Raw genomic sequence first — 15,818 nt, 5'->3', positions numbered from 1 at the left:
TATGCAATGCAGGTTTTGCAAAAATGAACTGAAGCATGTGTTTATAGACCTGGTGAATTCACCGGCGTCGAATTCATATTTGAAAGCGGAGGAGCTCAACGAGCCCGAGGCTTATTATCCGTTAAAGTATTCCTGTGCCATCACTGCTTTTTAGTGCAGGTAGATGAATACCAGAAATCGGATGCGCTGTTTAACAATGACTACGCGTATTTCTCTTCGTTCAGCACCACCTGGCTGGCGCATGCAAAGAAGTATACGGAAACCATGATCGGCCGCTTCGGGTTTAACGAATCGTCGAAAGTGATTGAAATTGCGTCGAACGACGGCTACCTGCTGCAATATTTTAAAGAGAAAAACGTACCTGTACTGGGCGTGGAACCTACGGCCAGCACTGCTAAAGTGGCGATCGAAAAAGGGATCGAAACCGTACAGCAGTTCTTCGGGGTAGCGTTTGCAAAAGACCTGGCAGCGAAATGTATCCAGGCGGACCTGTTGCTTGGCAACAACGTACTGGCGCACGTTCCGGACATTAATGACTTTGTACAGGGCATGCAGATCGCGCTGAAACAAGGGGGTAATTACCATGGAATTCCCGCACCTGATGCAGCTGGTAGACAATAACCAGTTCGATACCATCTACCACGAACACTTCTCTTATCTGTCGTTCTACACCGTGAAACAGATATTTGAAGCCGCCGGTTTAGAGATGTTCGATGTAGAGGAACTGCCTACGCATGGCGGCTCTTTGCGCATTTATGCAAAACATAAAGGGGATGCATCTAAAGAAATTACCCCGAATGTAGCGGCCTTATTGAAGAAAGAAGAAGAACGCGGCATCACGCGTTTGGAATACTATCATAACTTTCAGCAAAAAGCATTACAGGTGAAATTAGACCTGTTGCAGTTCCTGGTGGAGCAAAAGAAAGCAGGCAAGAAAGTAGCTGCTTACGGCGCTGCTGCCAAAGGCAATACGCTCCTGAACTATTGTGGTGTGAAGGCCGACCTGATCGACTTCGTGGTGGATGCAAATCCTGCTAAGCAGAACAAGTTTATGCCGGCGAGCCATATTCCGATCATGAACGAAGCGCACCTGAAAGCGGAGCGCCCGGATTTTGTGATCATCCTGCCATGGAACCTGGAAGCGGAGATTAAAAATCAATTGTCGTACATCCGGGAATGGGGCGGCCAGTTCGTGGTGCCTATTCCGAACGTGCGCGTATCCTGATGAAAAAGGCACTGGTAACAGGAGCCACCGGCTTCATTGGTCAGTATGTAGTGGAGCAGCTGCTCGCAAACGGATATGAAGTGATCGCCACTTCTGCCGGTGCGGAAAAGGCTGCGTCCATGGCCTGGTTTAACCGCGTACAGTATGTGCCTTTCCGCTTGGAGGAATTTGATCCGGCCGTAGATTACTTCCGGTATTTTGGTCAGCCCGATCTGCTGGTGCACCTGGCCTGGGAAGGTTTACCAAATTACAAGTCGCTTTTTCATTTCGAAGATAATTTGCCCCGCCATTACCAGTTGTTGAAAAACCTGGTCACCAACGGGCTGAAAGATATTACCATTACCGGTACCTGTTTCGAATACGGCATGCAAACCGGCGCTTTGAAAGAAAGCGACGATGCCCGCCCGGATAATCCCTACGCGCTTGCGAAGGACACATTGCGCAAGTTTATGACGGAGTTGCAAAAGCAGCAGCCGTTTACCTTCCGCTGGGTGCGGTTGTTTTACATGTATGGCAAAGGACAACATCCTAAATCGTTATTGTCGCAACTGGAGCGGGCGTTGGAAGAGGGGAAGGCCAGTTTCGAGATGAGTGGCGGCATGCAGGTGCGCGATTACCTGCCGGTGACTACCGTGGCGGAATACATCGTGAAAATCGCGGGGCAGTGGGCGGTGACAGGCATTATTAACTGTTGCAGCGGCGAACCGGTTACCGTAAAACAACTGGTGCTGGATTATCTGGCTAGCGCCAATAAACATATAGAACTGGTATTGGGTCATTACCCATACCCCGATTATGAACCCATGGAGTTCTGGGGCGAATCAACAAAACTAAAAACCATTCTAAACAATGAATGATCCAATAAAAGCCTTTGTCCAGAAAGAGCAGACCGCATCGCTTCGTTCGAACATAATGAAGAACTGAAAAGTGCAGCGGAAGCGTTTAACACCGCGTCCAACAAGTCACAGTATTCTTACAACTTTTCCTGGATGGGCCGGCCCATCATCCAGTATCCGCAGGATATGATCGCCATGCAGGAACTGATCTGGAACCTGCAACCCGATCTGATCATCGAAACCGGCATTGCGCACGGTGGTTCACTGATCTATTACGCTTCCATCATGGAGCTGATCGGCAAAGGCGAGGTACTGGGCATCGATATCGACATCCGCGCGCACAACCGTGCCGAGATAGAGAAACACCCGATGGCTAAAAGAATCAAGATGATACAGGGTTCTGCTATCGATCCGGAGATCGTGGCGCAGGCCGGTGAATATGCCAAAGGCAAACAAACCGTACTGGTGGCCCTCGACAGCAACCATACGCATGAACACGTACTGCACGAACTGAATATGTATGCGCCATTTGTAACGAAAGGCAGCTACATGGTTTGTTTCGATACCATCGTGGAGTTCCTGCCCGATAACTACGTGGCTAACCGTCCGTGGGGTCCCGGCGACAACCCGCTCACCGCTGTACACGAGTTCCTGAAAGGAAACGACCAGTTTGAGATTGACAAGCAGATCGACAATAAATTATTGATCAGCGTGGCCCCACAGGGTTACCTGAAAAGAGTGAAATAAGATGCAGCCTAAACTGACGGTGATCGTTCCCACCATAGAACGGCCCGATACTTTATACTGGACGTTAAAAACGGTTACCAGCCAGGATTACGGTAATTTCTCGATTATCGTAAGTGATAATGCCAGCACGGACAACACCGCCGAAGTGGTGGCCGCTTTTAACGATCCGCGCATCACGTACATCAATCCGGGTAAGCGCCTGTCTATGGCCCGCCACTGGGAGTTTGCGCTGGCTCATGTAAAAGAAGGATATGTGAGCATCCTGGGCGACGATGACGGCCTGTTACCCGGCGCGTTATCGCATGCCGCGATGCTGCTGAACAAGTACAAGGTGCCCGCCATCGGCTGGCGCTTTGGCAATTACAACTGGCCGGGCCTGTCGCCGCACTTCATGGTGCCGATGGGCAACTACTACCGGCTGGTAAATGCCAGGGAAGAAGTGGCCCGCGTGTTCAATACCCAGAACATCGTCAGCACCATCCAGTTTCCAAGCCTCTATGGCGGCTTTATCAGCATCGATGTAATCAATGGCTTAAAAGAAAAGTTCGGCGGACAGTTTTACCACTCCCGCATCCCGGACTTCTTTTCCGGCGGCGCCGTGGCCGCAACGGTAGATCAATACCTGCGCCTGCACTACCCGCTGAGCCTGAATGCCACCTCGAAGCACAGCACCGGTTACGCGACGATCAACTCCGCTATTGACCAAAAGGCGATCAACGACCTGCAAAGCAATAGTGATAACATCCCGTTCCATCCGCAGCTGGTGTTCTCTAAAACCATCAATATGGCCATTGCGGAAGCGATGCTGCAGGTGCACGAGAAAGTGCCGGGCTTCCCTAAACTATCTATCGAAAAGATTATTACCGAAACAGCACAGGAAGTAGCTTCCACCGAAAGCGATTTAAAATATCGCGAAACGATGGACACCTTGCTGGAGATCGGCCGCCGGAATAACCTGCTGCCTTTCGCTGAATCCACCGTGGCCGCGAACCCGCATCAGCCTTTGCTGAACATCCCGGTGAAGCATAAATACTCGCCGGTCAGCGAAACCATTTATCTCGATACGACAGGACTGAAGATCAATAATGTGTTTGATGCCTGTAATGTGGCGGCTTCGATGCAGCTGGGTACCCGTTTTGAGCTAAAAGGTGCTTTGCAGCAGTATGTGAGCAAGGTGCAGCAGGGGTTGAGGTATTTGTATTTGAAGGCGAATGTATTTCCGAAGTTGAAGGGGTAAAGTGACTACACTTTCCCCATCCACTTTCTCATCATTTTATCAATCCCCCGTTCACATCCTCCGACACCCTGAACCACACCAGGAACACCGCAGCGCCCACAACGAACACCCCGCTCTGCAGGATCATTTCCACCAGCGGTGAGGAATGATGCACGAGGAAGTGCGCCACGCAAAATGCCGTTACCATTACACCGGTACCCGCCAACGTTCTCCAGCTGAAGGGTTGCATACGGAACTTGACATAGATAAAGACGAACCGTACCAGGTTAAATACGAGATAGGCGATGAGCGTAGCCAGGGGCCACGCCGTCCAGGTCGTATTTGCTGATGAGGAGATAGTTCAGGGGGAGCAGTAACATCACCAGCAAGACGTTCGAAATGAAGTCGAAACGCCAGTAGCGTGAGGTCACGATGATCTGCGAGTTAACGCCGGTGCCCAGTTCCACTACTTTAGATAAGCCGAGGATAAGGAACACGCTTTCGCCGGCCAGGAATTCTTTGTTCAGGAAAGGAAAAATAGCGAAGGCGTTGCGGAAGTTTAATGCTACCAGCGCGTACAGGAAACCGGAGAAGAGCAGCATGTTGATGGCCGACTTCTGGTAAATGCGGCTGATGCGGCCCATGTCCTTATCTTTCCACGCCTGTGCAATTACCGGTATGGAAGCGGCGATGAGCCCGCGTTGCGGGGCTTCCATCAGCGAGGTGAGGTAGGTGATAAACGTGAACACGCCCGCGGCGGCGGTATCTTTTTACTACTGATCAAAATCGTATCGAAGGTTTTGCCCAGATGCTGCAAAAAGTGATCAGCAGCACGAATACGCCGTAGGGGATCATCTTCTTCCACATCCGGCGCGTAACGATGCTCTTTTCAATGGTGATCACCATACCCCGTTTGCGTTTCAGGTAGAGGTACAGTCCCAGTGCCAGCAGGCCGAACAGGCAGCTGAAAAACAGCATGAACTGGTCGAAGGAGATCCAGCCTACGAGGAAAAGCACCATGCCCAGCAGTGTGAAGAAACGTAACGCCAGCTCTTTGAAGAAAGTGGTGGCTACGGCGGCGCGCTCGTTCCAGGCCTGTGCTTCCAGCAGGGAGAAAATCAGGAAGAAAAAGGTAAAAGGAAATATTAAGTAGTAATAATCCACCAGCAGCGGAGATTTGCCCTGGAACTTCTGGATGAATAATCCTTTAAACAGGAATAGGGCAATGGCCACCACCACAAAGCCGATGATCGCTACGATCAGCATGCGGCCGAACAGGTCGCGGCGTTCATTGGGCAGGCGGTCGCGGTAATAGGGGTAAAATCGATATAAGATAGAAACAGTGCCCAGGTTGGCCAGGCCAAACAGCGTATAGGCAATGTCGAACAGCACGCGGGTAAGGCCATACTGCTCGGCGGAAAAGAACTTACTGTTCAGGAACAGGATGGTGGTAAGACCACCGATCGCGAAACCGATGTAAGTGATGATAGATGCCGTAATACTTTGTTTGCCAATCGTTCCCATTACTGATTTTACTGCCGTGTTTGTACTAAAATTGGACAAATATAACCGTTGTTTCCTTAAATACACGGAAACCGCCATGTGGCGGAAAAGTTGTATTTTGCCGGCTAACCTTCGAAAAGAACGGCACGATCATGATATCCGTCATCATTTGCTCCGGTTACCCGGATAAACTGGAAGTAATCAAGCAGAAAGTTGCAGCCTCCATCGGTGTGCCCTTTGAAATCATCGCTACCAATAACGCCGACGAAAAGATAGGTATCCGCCGCGCTTACAACCGCAGCGCCAGCGCCGCTCAATACGATATTCTCTGCTTCATGCACGACGACCTCGACCTGCTTACGCCGGAATGGGGTAAAAAGGTATTGCAACATTTCGAAGATCAGTCGCTTGGTATGACAGGTATCGCCGGCAGCCGCTATAAGAGCCGCACGCTTTCTGGCTGGGCCAGCAATTTGAAGTCGGCCGACTGCTGTTATATACGCCAGCTGCTGCCCGGTGGTGGCACGGAGCAGGTAGCGATACGTCCGGCGCATCTTGCCAATGAAAATATCATCCCGGTAAAAGTATTGGAAGGGGTGTTTATGGGCATGCGTAAAAAGGTATGGCAGGAATTTAATTTTGATGAAGGGGGATTGAATGGATTCCATTTTTACGATGTGGACATCAGTCTGCGCATCGCTCAAAAATATAAAATAGCCGTGGTGTATGATATTGATATGGTGCATCATTCCTACGGCCGGTTTGCGGACGAGTGGGTATTGGAAGCGATCCACTTCCATAAAAATGTAAATAAAGTACCCTTGCCCACAGCCGTGGAAGCTCCGGCAGAGCCTGATCCCGAACAACTCATCGCCCGCAGCTGGATGCTGCGTTTGCGCCGGGAAAAGGTATCGCTGTCCGCAAAAATGGCCTGGCTTAATTATACGAAAGCCTGAACAACCCGGGGAACTGGCCGTACATCGCCCTGTTGCTGACTAATATTTCTTTCGCGCGATTCAGGAAAAAAGCATGACAGTAAAAGTATCGATTTGCATACCCGCCTATAAAAACGTGCAGTACCTGCAAAGGGTACTCGATTCGCTCGTGGCGCAGGACTACACGGACTGGGAAGTGATTGTGACGGATGATAGTCCGGACGACGCCGTGGAGCAACTCGTAAAGGCGTATGCAGACAGCCTGCCATTGCAATACTACCGCAACCAGCCCGCTGCCGGGATGCCCGCCAACTGGAACGTGTGTTACGATAAGGCAAATGGCCGGTACATTAAAATCATGCACGACGATGACTGGTTCACCCGCCCCAATGCCGTGCGCAAAATGGCCGATGCGCTGGATGAGAATCCGGATGCGGATTTCGTGTTCTCCGCTTTCCGCGAATGTTTCATCGATCACGAAGGCAAGGTGAATGAAGTGCATTGCAGTTCCTTTTACCGGCAGTTGCTGAAACAGGACCCCGTGCATCTTTTCCAAAAGAATTTTATTGGTCCGCCCAGCGCGGTGATGCACCGTAATAATAAGTTGTACCGCTACGATGTACGCCTGCAATGGTTGGTGGATGTTGATTTTTATATCAACCTGTTACGCCATAAACCTGGGTTCGTGTACATCGACGAGGTGCTGGTGAACATTGGCATCAGTGATCTGCAACTCACCAAATCGTGCCACGGCGTGCGTACCGTAGAAATTCCCGAATACTTTTACCTGTTGCACAAAGTAGGGGAGGAAGCGCTGCAAAGTCCTTATGTGTACGACTTCTTCTGGCGACTGATGCGCAACCTGGAAGTGCGGGAGGAAAGGGAACTGGTGGAAGCCGGTATGCAGGGTAATACACCCGCTGTGGTAAAGTATATCTTAAAAAGCCAGCGGCCATTTTCTTTTAAAATGCTTAAAATAGGCGCGCTGAACAAAATACTCGTCGGGCTGAGCTTTATAGGCCGGCCACGCAAATAAGCGGATATGTATCGATTGTTGATTTTAAAAAGATGGATAGAGGCGATCTTTATTTTCCCGTTCGCCTGGTGGGGAAAGCAGTATGCGAAAAAACACCCGCTGGCGGAGGAATATGACCTGTTCTTTTCTTCCCCTTTTACCATGTGGGTGGGGCGGAGAAGGTAAACAGCGACGTGGTGCAGCAGTTTCCCGATAAGAAGATCATCATCTTTTTACCAGGAAATCGAAGAGCGAAGCGATGTTGCCTTTCTTCAAGGGCTCCAATATCACCCTGAGAGAGATTTCCACTTATACGGATAATAAGTTCAAATACTGGCAGAACTTTGTGTGCCGGGGCATCGTAGCGCACTACGTCAATAGCCAGCGCAAGGTACCGAAGGTGTTTAACGGACAATGTAACTTTGGATATAAGCTGTCGCCCCACCTCAACAAAAACATTAAACAGGTAGAATTGATTCACCTGTTGTGCAGCTTTTCGTACATCCGCATCCCGTTCCTGCCATTTTACGATACTACCGTGATGATCAGCCAGGACGCGATCGATGCGCATATCCGGCTGTATAAAAATATAGTATTCCTTCTTCTTATATCGATAAGATACAACTTATTATAAACGGCATACAGCTGCCGGAAGATACTACCTCGCTCGTACAGAGCCCGGGGCTGAAATGCCTGTACGTAGGCCGCGGGGATATTGAACAGAAGCGCGTGCACCTGGTCGCGGAAGTCGCCAGGTGGCTACAGGAAAGCGGTACGGGGCAAATGACCTACATGGGTAATGTGAAACCCGCTATACCGGAAGCCTTGCAGGGATATGGCGTATTTTTGGGCGAGAAAAGTGATCCTGCGGAGATGGACCGTATTTACCGGGAGCATCATGCGCTGGTGCTGTTATCGGCCTATGAAGGCTTTCCTATGGTAGTGATGGAGGCTATGGCGCGTGGGCTCTCCATCGTGTCCACCGGGGTGGGGGATATTCCCTTTCATGTGAAGCATGAAGAAAACGGGCTGCTGATCGGGGAGGCCGATATTTTGGAACATACTTATGAAGCGCTGCAACGCCTTGCCACAGATCCTGCGCTGCAACAACGTTTCCGCGATAATAACATCACCTATGCCCGCGCACATTTCGGAATGAACGCCTTTGCCGGCGCTTACCGTGCATTACTGACCTAAACAACATGCCATCGTGAAACCGTTATCGATCATCATCATTACTTATAACCGCCCGGACGATACGCTGTTCCTCCTGAAGAACATCGCCGGACAGCAAGGCGCTTCTACATTGCTGGAAAGTGTGATCATTGTAAATAACGCCTCCACGGAGGATTACAAGCCGGTAACGGACTTCATTGCCGCTACGCCGGGAGTGCCGTTCCAATATGAGAACGCGCCCGAAAACCTGGGCGTCGCCCGTGGCCGCAATTACGCTATCGCACTGGTTAAATCGCCCATCATCATTACACTGGACGATGACGCGTATTTCCGCGATCATGATGCGCTGTTACAAATACAAAAAGCTTTTGAAGATAACTATGGACAAACACGTCCCGTGGGTATCCTTAGCTTTAAAGTGTTGTATGCGAGCACGGGACAACTGCAGCAGAACGCGTTTCCCCACAAACGTTTCGAAGAATATAAGCACAAAGATAAATTCCTCGCTTCCTACTTTATCGGTTGTGGCCACGCTATCAAAAAGGAAGTGTACGACCGTACCGGCCCTTATCCGGCCGACTTTTTCTATGGTATGGAAGAATATGACCTTTGTTATCGCGCACTGAACGAAGGGTATGCCATTGCGTACAATTCCGCTGTGGTCGTGATGCACAACGAATCACCGAAAGGGCGTACGCCGCATGCGGATAAAATGCGGATGTTGTGGGTAAATAAAGCGAAAGTAGTGTATCGTTACCTGCCCCTGTTGTACTTCGGCACTACCTCCCTGATGTGGTCTTTAGAATATCTCAAGAAGACGAAATGGGATTTCAAAGGCTGGTGGCAGGGATGGAAGCTGGTATTACAGATTCCGTCGAGTGAAAAAGGCACCACCCTGCCCGCGGATACGAGGGCGTATTTGAAGGAAACGAAGGCGCGGTTGTGGTTTTAACTACGCCTGCTGCTTCAATGGCAACCATATTGTAAAGGTCGCCCCCACATTTTCTTCGCCGCTGGCTTCAATTTGCCCGTGATGCCTTTCCACGATCTTTTTACAAAGCGATAACCCAAGTCCCGTGCCTTCGTACCGGTCCTTGGAATTCAGGCGGGTAAAGGTATGGAAGATGCTGCCCGCATACTGTTCGGCAAACCCGATCCCATTATCACGCACCACGGTTTTCGCCATCTGCTGCCCATTAATTACTTCGATGCTGCTATCTACCTGTATAACAGGCGGCGTGCCTTTGCGGGCGAATTTGAGGGAGTTGAAGACCAGGTTATAGAACAGTTGATAGAGTAACACTTCGGCGCCTTCCACTACCGGTAACTCGTGGTAACTCACAGTTGCCCCTTTTTGCTGCATGATGATCTCCAGCTCTGTCGTAATATCATGCAGCACGTTGTTAAGGTCTACAATACCCATCGGCGCCTGTATTGCGGAGGTGGAGGAGTAGGAGAGCACGCCCTCGATCATGGAAGACATTCTTTCCGCGGAAGCGACGATTTTGCCGAGGGACGCCTGGCCCTGCGTGGATAAATGGGTGTCGGCATCGTGTTGCAGGCGGTCTACATAAAACTTTATTTTACGTAACGGCTCTTTGAGGTCGTGGGAGGCTACGTGTGCGAATTGCTGCAGGTCTTCGTTGGAACGCATTAATTCGCGGGTACGGTCCTGCACTACTTTCTCCAGCCGTTCTTTGCTCTCCCTGTGCTCATCGATATTGGTGAGCGCGCCTACCCATCTTAGTATTTTTCTTTCTTCATCCCTGATGGGGTTGCCAAGTACGTTAAACCACCTGTAGGCGCCGTCTTTACCTTTCAGCTGGAATTCGTTGGCGACGGGCGCACCGGTTTCGAGGCTGTTGCGCCAGGAGGCGTACAGGCCGTTCCGCTGATCCTCATGAATATATTGGGCCCATCCGTCGCCGAACGAAGATTCGGGCGTGGCGCCGGTGTAGTCATACCATTTTTTGTTGAAGAAATCGCAATAGCCATCCATCCGCGTCGTCCATATCAGCTGGGGCAGCGACTGGGTAAGGCTCCTAAATTGTTCTTCGCTGTGCATGAGTGCTTCCTCCGCTTTTTCAGGTCGGAGATATCGCGGGTGGTGCCGGCAATCATGGTAACGTTGCCTTCCGCATCGAACACTGGCGCGAAGATGTAGTCATAAATACGCCGGCCGAGTTCCGCGTGCGGGAACGATACTTCGCCGCGGATCATTTTCTTCGTGCGTACGACCTCATCGATCTCCCGCTCGTGCATTTCGGCGTGCCAGGGCTCGTAACCTACTTCCAGCAGGCGTTTTCCCATAGACTCCTCCCAACTAAGCCCCCACATGGTGAGCAGGGCTTTATTAGCGTAGGAAAACGTATAGTCGAGATCGAATACGTACACAAGGTCGGGCGTGGCGCCGGTAATCGCCTCCAGCATGCTCTTGCGGCTGGCTGCGTCCTCCTCCGCATGTTTGCGTGCCGTGATGTCGCTGGCCGCGCCGAGCCAGGAGGTTACTGCCCCCTTATCATCAAAAATAGGAATGGCGCGGGAGAAAGTCCAGCCGATCGTACCATCGATCAGCAGAACCTGGTGTTCCAGTTCAAACACCGATTTATTGTGCATTGCGGCGTCTATCGCGGCCTGAACGCGGGGCTGTTCAAATGACGGTACATATTTCGAAAGCCAGTCTATCATGGGCTCCCGGGCATCCGGCAGAAAGCCGCGGCCTTCCAGGTGCTGCATTACTTTCCAGTCGGCGCTCAAATGATATACTACACCGGCAGCCGCTGAAACCAACGCTTTCAACCTTGTTTCGCTATCGTTCATCCGTTTTTTGGAGGCGACTTCGGCAGTTACATTGTTGGCCATCACCATCGCGCCAATGGGGGCGTGCCTGGATTAGTTTCATCAAAAAGGGGGATGCAGGAGAAGGTATAATATTGCTGCTCGTTATTGATCACTACAAGCTGTTCCTGTATGTAAACGGACTGTCCTTCGGACATGACCTTTTTCACCATCGGTGCACCGTCGTCACAGAGTTCCGGCCAGGTGTGCCTGCAGGGTTTACCCATGGCAACGGGATGCTTATCGGCCAACAGGGGCGTAAAGGCACGGTTGTAAATTTGAACGAGCGCTGCTCCCCATAATACCATCATGGGGGAGGGACTGTGTAAGCAGAGGGAAACGGCGTTGCGCAGGCCTTGCGGCCAGGTTGCAGCAGCGCCAAGTAGGGTCGCCGACCAGTCATAGGTGCTGATGATTTCAGCCATTACTGCTTCTCCCGGAAAATAAAACGCGCTTTCGTGCCCTTGTGGAAACTGAAATTTCATATGTAATGGAAATGTACTAAGAAAAGAGAAATAATCACTTCCGACAGGTGTGGAAATATGGCCACAAAGTGAGGCCCAGTACGGCATGACAGTTGTACGTATACCTGAAAATTTACCATGGCAGCGCGTTATTCTTTACTGGAACTTCATCGCCTCGCGAAACAGGCCGAACAGGACAGCGATGTGAAACAGGCTATCGACTATTACCAGCGATCCCTGAAACTGGATCCGATGGACGATGTGGCCTATCACCGCCTGATGGTCCTGTACCGCCGCGAAAAGGAATACCGGAAAGAATTAACGGTAATAGATGCAGCGATCAAGGCGCACCTTGATGACAGCCAGCGCAGCCGGCGCGAATGGCTGAATCAAAATAAAAAACAAGCCCGGCTCGCAAAACAGCTGATGACGAGTTTGGGTTTGCTGGACCAGAAAGGAAAAGAAACACTGGAGAGCAGCCAGGTCACCACCTGGAAAAAGCGGCGCGAAGTGGTGACTTCGCGTATTAAATCCAGTAAGAAATAAGTTTAAGGTTGATACGGTTTTCCTATTTCCAGTTTGTCGCCGTCCAGGTTGGCTTCAAACAATTTCGGGATCCTGATGGTCCTGCCATTCGCTTCCCTGTGGCTGTGTACAGACATCAGCAGCTTTCCTTCGAACGTGTGGAATAACATACCATGGCCAAAGTTTGGCGGGGTTATAGGCGCCGGTTCCTGGATCCGAGGGCCGTCCAGCGTGCCGCTTTTCGAATATACCACGCCCTGCGTGTATACGTCGTAAATCCAGCTGGTCCATATCATGCCCGGCGGCCGGTACCGGTTACAAACAGGAAAGGGCCGTCAGTAACCTTGTTGGGTACGTCTTTCCCGTTTTCATCTTTCTCCCGGCTCCGGGGCGCTTCGCTGGCGCGGAACAGGAGTTTGCCTTCGCCGACAGTTCCGCTGAGGTCGGGTTTCAATTGTATTTTTCGATGGTGCCGTCGAGGTTTTGCAGCCATTCGTAGCAGTACACCATATAAGGTTTGCCATCTTTATCTATCCAAAATGTGCCGTCCAGCGTGGGTTTGTCTGCAGGCAGGTAAACCGGGTCTTTCATGGGGACATAAGGTCCGCCGGGATTATTACTGACCAGTACGTGCGAGGCGCGGCGTTCGATCACATTTCCTTTTACGGTGTCTATTTTTACACCGCGGTTCGTGAACGTGGCGAAGTAGTAGTATTTGTTTTTGTAGGGATGAATTTCGGCTGCCCAGATCATCGGCCGCGGGCCCATCCAGAAGTGCTGTCGGTTTGCGCCACTTTATGCGGGCCTGTCCACAGTTTCAGGTCGGGGCTGGTCCACAACATGCCGCCGGTGCCGGTCATGTAATATCGGCGTGTTTTTTTGTCGGCCAGGATGTACGGATCGCTAAGACGGATGGAATCTAACGGAACGGTTTTAACAGGCTGCTGCGCGGATAAAAACGTGGTGAGCAACAGGCAGCCGGTAAGGATATTCCAATGTTTTCGCATGGGTTTAAGTTAGTGATTATTTTGTATTTTACTTTCGTCCATGAAACATCTCTTCTACGTAATTGGTTGCCTGCTCATCAGCACCACCTGTTTCGCGCAACAGCCGTTAACCGACAGCCTGGCCGCCCGCATGCGCATGTACGCGCCGAAAGCCGGCGAAACGGCTATCTACCTCAGGTGTAATAAAGATGTGTATATGCCCGGCGAGGATCTGTGGTTCAGCGCATTCGTATTGCACGCGCAGGCGTTTACATTATCCGGACTGGATAAGATCTTATACGTCCAACTCAGCCGCCGTGATAATGATAGTACGATATGGCAGGAAATGTACCCGATCGAAGGAGGTTTATCGTCCGGGCACATTTACCTGCCAGACACGCTTTCTAATGGCGATTACCTGCTGAAAGGATATTCCGCGCACTCATTTTTTGGCCGTAAGTACTTTTACGCCGCTGCGCCCATCACCATTGCCACAAAGCCCCTGGCGGGGGCAAGGCAATGTCCGCTGTACCGGCAAAGGGGAGTGCCGATTTACAGGTATGCAGTCTTACTGAAGACAGTGTCACCTTCGAGTTGAAAACCGCGCAGCCACAACAAATATACCTTCGGGTACAAACACGTGGCCTGTTGCAGTCCATCGCGTCCGGTATGCTCAAAGACAGCCTGCGGGTAACCGTCCCCATTAAAGAAATGCCGGCAGGCATGGCCGAAGCCACGTTGTACGACGCACAATTGCGCCCGCTTACCAGCACCTGGTTCAATGCGCACCCGGAGCGCCGGTTACATATTTCGTTCACTGAAGTAAAAAAGGAATATGGTGTTAAAGCAGCCATATCTGTCCGCATAAAAACCACGGACGCCGATGGGAAGCCGGTGCCTGCTGCACTGACCCTGCGGGTAACAGATCACTTGTTCCTAAATGCAGCGAACGCGCGGGATATTGCCGGCTATTACTACGAGGAAACGCAACTTACGGGCGAGGTCGATCTTAATAAAACGATGCCCGTACTGAGTGACAGCCTGAGAGGGACGGTGACGCCACTATCGCGTAAAGATCCGAAATCCTTGTCGCTGCTCGTTTTTAACTATAACAAAAGCATATCGCAGTTTGCCGCCACCAATAATGAAGGTGTATTTTATCTGACACCCGAGCACCTTGCCATGGGGCGGCGCTTCTTCGTGCGGTATTTCTCGGACAAGGAATATAAAGTGCAGATCGCCCAGCCGTTTAAGGCAATTGCGGCGGCGGGCAAGCCCATCTACCAGTTAGGAGAAAAGGCACTTATAGCGGCGGATTCGCGGGCGGATACGAACCTTATGCAATACGGCAGAACGCTGCAGGGTGTGCAGATACAGTCCAAAGGCCGCGGTTTTAGTGATAAATACCTGGGTTACCTGGACAGCATCGCGCGTTTCGAGGGCAATACAGATTTCGTGGGCGTATGCGGGGGACTCAATTGTCCGGCCTGCGGCAGTGGTACCAAGCCGGAAGAAGGTGTTTCGTATTGGGAACTCACAGAGCCACGGAGAAGCCAGTGTTCAGTCACCCGTTTTCTTATGGTGCTAACGATATGCGGCAGGTGACGTACAAATATCCCAGGTATACGGAGGAAGAACTGATGAAGAAGTTTAAGATGGCCGTAACACCGGGTTTTTATACGGGCCGGCAGTTTTACGCGCCCGATTATGACAGGGAAGATAAAACGCTGATGGATACACGTAATACACTGTACTGGCATCCCGCTATCATTACGAATGAAAACGGCGAGGCGGAGATCAGGTTCTTCAGCTCCGATATCCGCGGAAAGTTCGTAGGTGTGGCGGAAGGACTGGATGGGAGCGGGGATTTGGGCGTGGGGCGGTTTGAGTTCTTTGTAAAGTAAAACGCTGCTCTTTGCGGGAGCAGCGTTAAAGCAGTTATCGGTTGATGATGATCAAATCCCCCGGCAAACCCGGTCGCCACCGCCTCCGCGCGGGCGAAAAAGGATGCTTTGAATGCCTCCGATTCCGAGAAATCCCGCAGCTCCGCGATGATCTTTTCCAACACGGCTTCCCAGCCAAGGTCGTTGTACTCTTCGTCTGTAAGATCAAACCATCTTTCTTCAGGATGATAGTCGTCGTCCTTCGCCCAATCTTCATCGTCCGCAACAAAACGTTCGGAGCCCGTTAAACAAATACCATATCCGCCGCCCGCGTATTCCGAGATGCCAAAGTAGAAGGCGATAATACTGTCGTCCGGCGTTTCTGTTTCGCATAGCTGTTGCAGCCAGTCTTGTAGTGCCATGAACAAGGTTTAGATGAAAAAGGCGGAACAGTTGTCCCGCCTTTACT

General features: G+C 51.1%; 26 protein-coding genes. 15 read left to right on the top strand and 11 right to left on the bottom strand.

The annotated features are described in order from the left end of the window. Window position 1 precedes the first annotated feature (1 nt). The 6 genes from MKQ70_RS38375 (at window position 2) to MKQ70_RS12910 (ending at window position 4,045) form a co-directional block, all read left to right on the top strand. Complete coding sequence (locus MKQ70_RS38375) at window positions 2-154, top strand: class I SAM-dependent methyltransferase (protein WP_282456442.1); 153 nt, start codon at window positions 2-4, stop codon at window positions 152-154. Further along, a complete protein-coding gene (locus MKQ70_RS12930) occupies window positions 154-621 on the top strand; it encodes a class I SAM-dependent methyltransferase (RefSeq protein ID WP_248071551.1) in 468 nt (155 codons plus the stop codon). Before MKQ70_RS38375 ends, MKQ70_RS12930 begins: the two co-directional genes overlap by 1 nt. Further along, the gene (locus MKQ70_RS12925) at window positions 584-1,225 is read left to right on the top strand and encodes a methyltransferase C-terminal domain-containing protein (RefSeq protein ID WP_248071540.1); all 642 of its coding nucleotides are present in this window, start codon (window positions 584-586) and stop codon (window positions 1,223-1,225) included. The genes MKQ70_RS12930 and MKQ70_RS12925 overlap by 38 nt, the downstream gene beginning before the upstream one ends. Next, the gene (locus MKQ70_RS12920; protein WP_248071537.1) at window positions 1,225-2,082 is read left to right on the top strand and encodes an NAD-dependent epimerase/dehydratase family protein; all 858 of its coding nucleotides are present in this window, start codon (window positions 1,225-1,227) and stop codon (window positions 2,080-2,082) included. The genes MKQ70_RS12925 and MKQ70_RS12920 overlap by 1 nt, the downstream gene beginning before the upstream one ends. A 132-nt stretch (window positions 2,083-2,214) precedes the next feature. After that, window positions 2,215-2,808 (top strand): cephalosporin hydroxylase family protein, encoded by a 594-nt coding sequence (locus tag MKQ70_RS12915; RefSeq protein WP_248071534.1) that lies wholly within the window; start codon window positions 2,215-2,217, stop codon window positions 2,806-2,808. Window position 2,809: 1 nt separating this feature from the next. Then, window positions 2,810-4,045 carry a glycosyltransferase gene (locus MKQ70_RS12910; protein ID WP_248071525.1) on the top strand — a complete coding sequence of 412 codons (1,236 nt, stop codon included), beginning with the start codon at window positions 2,810-2,812 and terminating at the stop codon, window positions 4,043-4,045. Between the two features lie 31 nt (window positions 4,046-4,076). Here the strand turns inward: MKQ70_RS12910 and MKQ70_RS12905 are convergent, their stop codons facing one another. From MKQ70_RS12905 to MKQ70_RS12895, 3 genes are read right to left on the bottom strand one after another with little or no spacing between them, the layout of a single operon-like run. Beyond that, complete coding sequence (locus tag MKQ70_RS12905) at window positions 4,077-4,274, bottom strand: hypothetical protein (RefSeq protein ID WP_248071513.1); 198 nt, start codon at window positions 4,272-4,274, stop codon at window positions 4,077-4,079. 37 nt (window positions 4,275-4,311) lie between these two features. After that, window positions 4,312-4,773: a polysaccharide biosynthesis protein gene (locus tag MKQ70_RS12900; RefSeq protein ID WP_248071511.1), complete on the bottom strand. Its 462-nt coding sequence runs from the start codon at window positions 4,771-4,773 to the stop codon at window positions 4,312-4,314. Window positions 4,774-4,804: 31 nt separating this feature from the next. Continuing rightward, window positions 4,805-5,548, bottom strand: coding sequence for a polysaccharide biosynthesis protein (locus MKQ70_RS12895; protein ID WP_248071509.1), 744 nt, complete (start codon window positions 5,546-5,548; stop codon window positions 4,805-4,807). 131 nt (window positions 5,549-5,679) lie between these two features. Here MKQ70_RS12895 and MKQ70_RS12890 point away from each other — a divergent pair, with 131 nt between their 5' ends. From MKQ70_RS12890 to MKQ70_RS12865, 6 genes are all read left to right on the top strand, one after another. Continuing rightward, on the top strand, window positions 5,680-6,483 hold the full coding sequence (locus tag MKQ70_RS12890) for a glycosyltransferase (protein ID WP_248071506.1): 804 nt from the start codon (window positions 5,680-5,682) through the stop codon (window positions 6,481-6,483). 73 nt (window positions 6,484-6,556) lie between these two features. Next, window positions 6,557-7,498: a glycosyltransferase family 2 protein gene (locus MKQ70_RS12885; protein ID WP_248071504.1), complete on the top strand. Its 942-nt coding sequence runs from the start codon at window positions 6,557-6,559 to the stop codon at window positions 7,496-7,498. A 6-nt stretch (window positions 7,499-7,504) separates the two neighbouring features. Continuing rightward, on the top strand, window positions 7,505-7,663 hold the full coding sequence (locus MKQ70_RS12880) for a hypothetical protein (RefSeq protein ID WP_248071502.1): 159 nt from the start codon (window positions 7,505-7,507) through the stop codon (window positions 7,661-7,663). 73 nt (window positions 7,664-7,736) lie between these two features. Then, window positions 7,737-8,111 (top strand): hypothetical protein, encoded by a 375-nt coding sequence (locus MKQ70_RS12875; protein ID WP_248071492.1) that lies wholly within the window; start codon window positions 7,737-7,739, stop codon window positions 8,109-8,111. Further along, window positions 8,072-8,674 (top strand): glycosyltransferase family 4 protein, encoded by a 603-nt coding sequence (locus MKQ70_RS12870; RefSeq protein ID WP_308199455.1) that lies wholly within the window; start codon window positions 8,072-8,074, stop codon window positions 8,672-8,674. The genes MKQ70_RS12875 and MKQ70_RS12870 overlap by 40 nt, the downstream gene beginning before the upstream one ends. A gap of 13 nt (window positions 8,675-8,687) precedes the next feature. After that, entirely contained in the window at window positions 8,688-9,605 is a 918-nt protein-coding gene (locus tag MKQ70_RS12865; RefSeq protein ID WP_248071479.1) for a glycosyltransferase family 2 protein, read from the top strand. Here MKQ70_RS12865 and MKQ70_RS12860 read toward each other — a convergent pair whose 3' ends face one another. The 3 genes from MKQ70_RS12860 to MKQ70_RS12850 are packed head-to-tail and all read right to left on the bottom strand — an operon-like array spanning window position 9,606 to window position 11,976. Beyond that, window positions 9,606-10,718 carry a sensor histidine kinase gene (locus MKQ70_RS12860; protein WP_248071477.1) on the bottom strand — a complete coding sequence of 371 codons (1,113 nt, stop codon included), beginning with the start codon at window positions 10,716-10,718 and terminating at the stop codon, window positions 9,606-9,608. Next, window positions 10,667-11,473, bottom strand: a complete 807-nt coding sequence (locus MKQ70_RS12855) for a PAS domain-containing protein (RefSeq protein WP_248071475.1) — start codon at window positions 11,471-11,473, stop codon at window positions 10,667-10,669. Before MKQ70_RS12855 ends, MKQ70_RS12860 begins: the two co-directional genes overlap by 52 nt. A 41-nt stretch (window positions 11,474-11,514) precedes the next feature. Further along, window positions 11,515-11,976 (bottom strand): PAS domain-containing protein, encoded by a 462-nt coding sequence (locus MKQ70_RS12850; RefSeq protein ID WP_248071472.1) that lies wholly within the window; start codon window positions 11,974-11,976, stop codon window positions 11,515-11,517. Window positions 11,977-12,093: 117 nt separating this feature from the next. Here MKQ70_RS12850 and MKQ70_RS12845 point away from each other — a divergent pair, with 117 nt between their 5' ends. After that, window positions 12,094-12,501 carry a tetratricopeptide repeat protein gene (locus tag MKQ70_RS12845; protein WP_248071456.1) on the top strand — a complete coding sequence of 136 codons (408 nt, stop codon included), beginning with the start codon at window positions 12,094-12,096 and terminating at the stop codon, window positions 12,499-12,501. 2 nt (window positions 12,502-12,503) lie between these two features. Here MKQ70_RS12845 and MKQ70_RS12840 read toward each other — a convergent pair whose 3' ends face one another. The 4 genes from MKQ70_RS12840 to MKQ70_RS12825 are packed head-to-tail and all read right to left on the bottom strand — an operon-like array spanning window position 12,504 to window position 13,487. Continuing rightward, window positions 12,504-12,776 (bottom strand): glycoside hydrolase family protein, encoded by a 273-nt coding sequence (locus MKQ70_RS12840; protein WP_248071454.1) that lies wholly within the window; start codon window positions 12,774-12,776, stop codon window positions 12,504-12,506. Then, window positions 12,773-12,934 (bottom strand): hypothetical protein, encoded by a 162-nt coding sequence (locus tag MKQ70_RS12835; protein ID WP_248071451.1) that lies wholly within the window; start codon window positions 12,932-12,934, stop codon window positions 12,773-12,775. The genes MKQ70_RS12840 and MKQ70_RS12835 overlap by 4 nt, the downstream gene beginning before the upstream one ends. After that, window positions 12,931-13,248 carry a family 43 glycosylhydrolase gene (locus MKQ70_RS12830; RefSeq protein ID WP_248071449.1) on the bottom strand — a complete coding sequence of 106 codons (318 nt, stop codon included), beginning with the start codon at window positions 13,246-13,248 and terminating at the stop codon, window positions 12,931-12,933. The genes MKQ70_RS12835 and MKQ70_RS12830 overlap by 4 nt, the downstream gene beginning before the upstream one ends. Continuing rightward, a complete protein-coding gene (locus tag MKQ70_RS12825; protein ID WP_248071440.1) occupies window positions 13,230-13,487 on the bottom strand; it encodes a hypothetical protein in 258 nt (85 codons plus the stop codon). The genes MKQ70_RS12830 and MKQ70_RS12825 overlap by 19 nt, the downstream gene beginning before the upstream one ends. Before the next feature lie 40 nt (window positions 13,488-13,527). Between MKQ70_RS12825 and MKQ70_RS12820 the strand changes: the two genes are divergently transcribed. Further along, window positions 13,528-14,064: a hypothetical protein gene (locus tag MKQ70_RS12820; RefSeq protein WP_248071437.1), complete on the top strand. Its 537-nt coding sequence runs from the start codon at window positions 13,528-13,530 to the stop codon at window positions 14,062-14,064. Further along, window positions 13,986-15,071: a hypothetical protein gene (locus MKQ70_RS12815; protein WP_248071435.1), complete on the top strand. Its 1,086-nt coding sequence runs from the start codon at window positions 13,986-13,988 to the stop codon at window positions 15,069-15,071. The genes MKQ70_RS12820 and MKQ70_RS12815 overlap by 79 nt, the downstream gene beginning before the upstream one ends. Before the next feature lie 100 nt (window positions 15,072-15,171). On the opposite strand, the gene MKQ70_RS12810 is transcribed toward MKQ70_RS12815, so the two are convergent. Then, entirely contained in the window at window positions 15,172-15,771 is a 600-nt protein-coding gene (locus tag MKQ70_RS12810; RefSeq protein ID WP_248071432.1) for a hypothetical protein, read from the bottom strand. Between the last annotated feature and the right edge of the window lie 47 nt (window positions 15,772-15,818).

Origin of the sequence: Chitinophaga sedimenti (assembly GCF_023156195.1) — a bacterium.
Lineage (GTDB): Bacteria > Bacteroidota > Bacteroidia > Chitinophagales > Chitinophagaceae > Chitinophaga > Chitinophaga sedimenti.
Note: the sequence above shows the minus strand (reverse complement) of the source record. Positions and strands in the feature narration are given on the sequence as shown.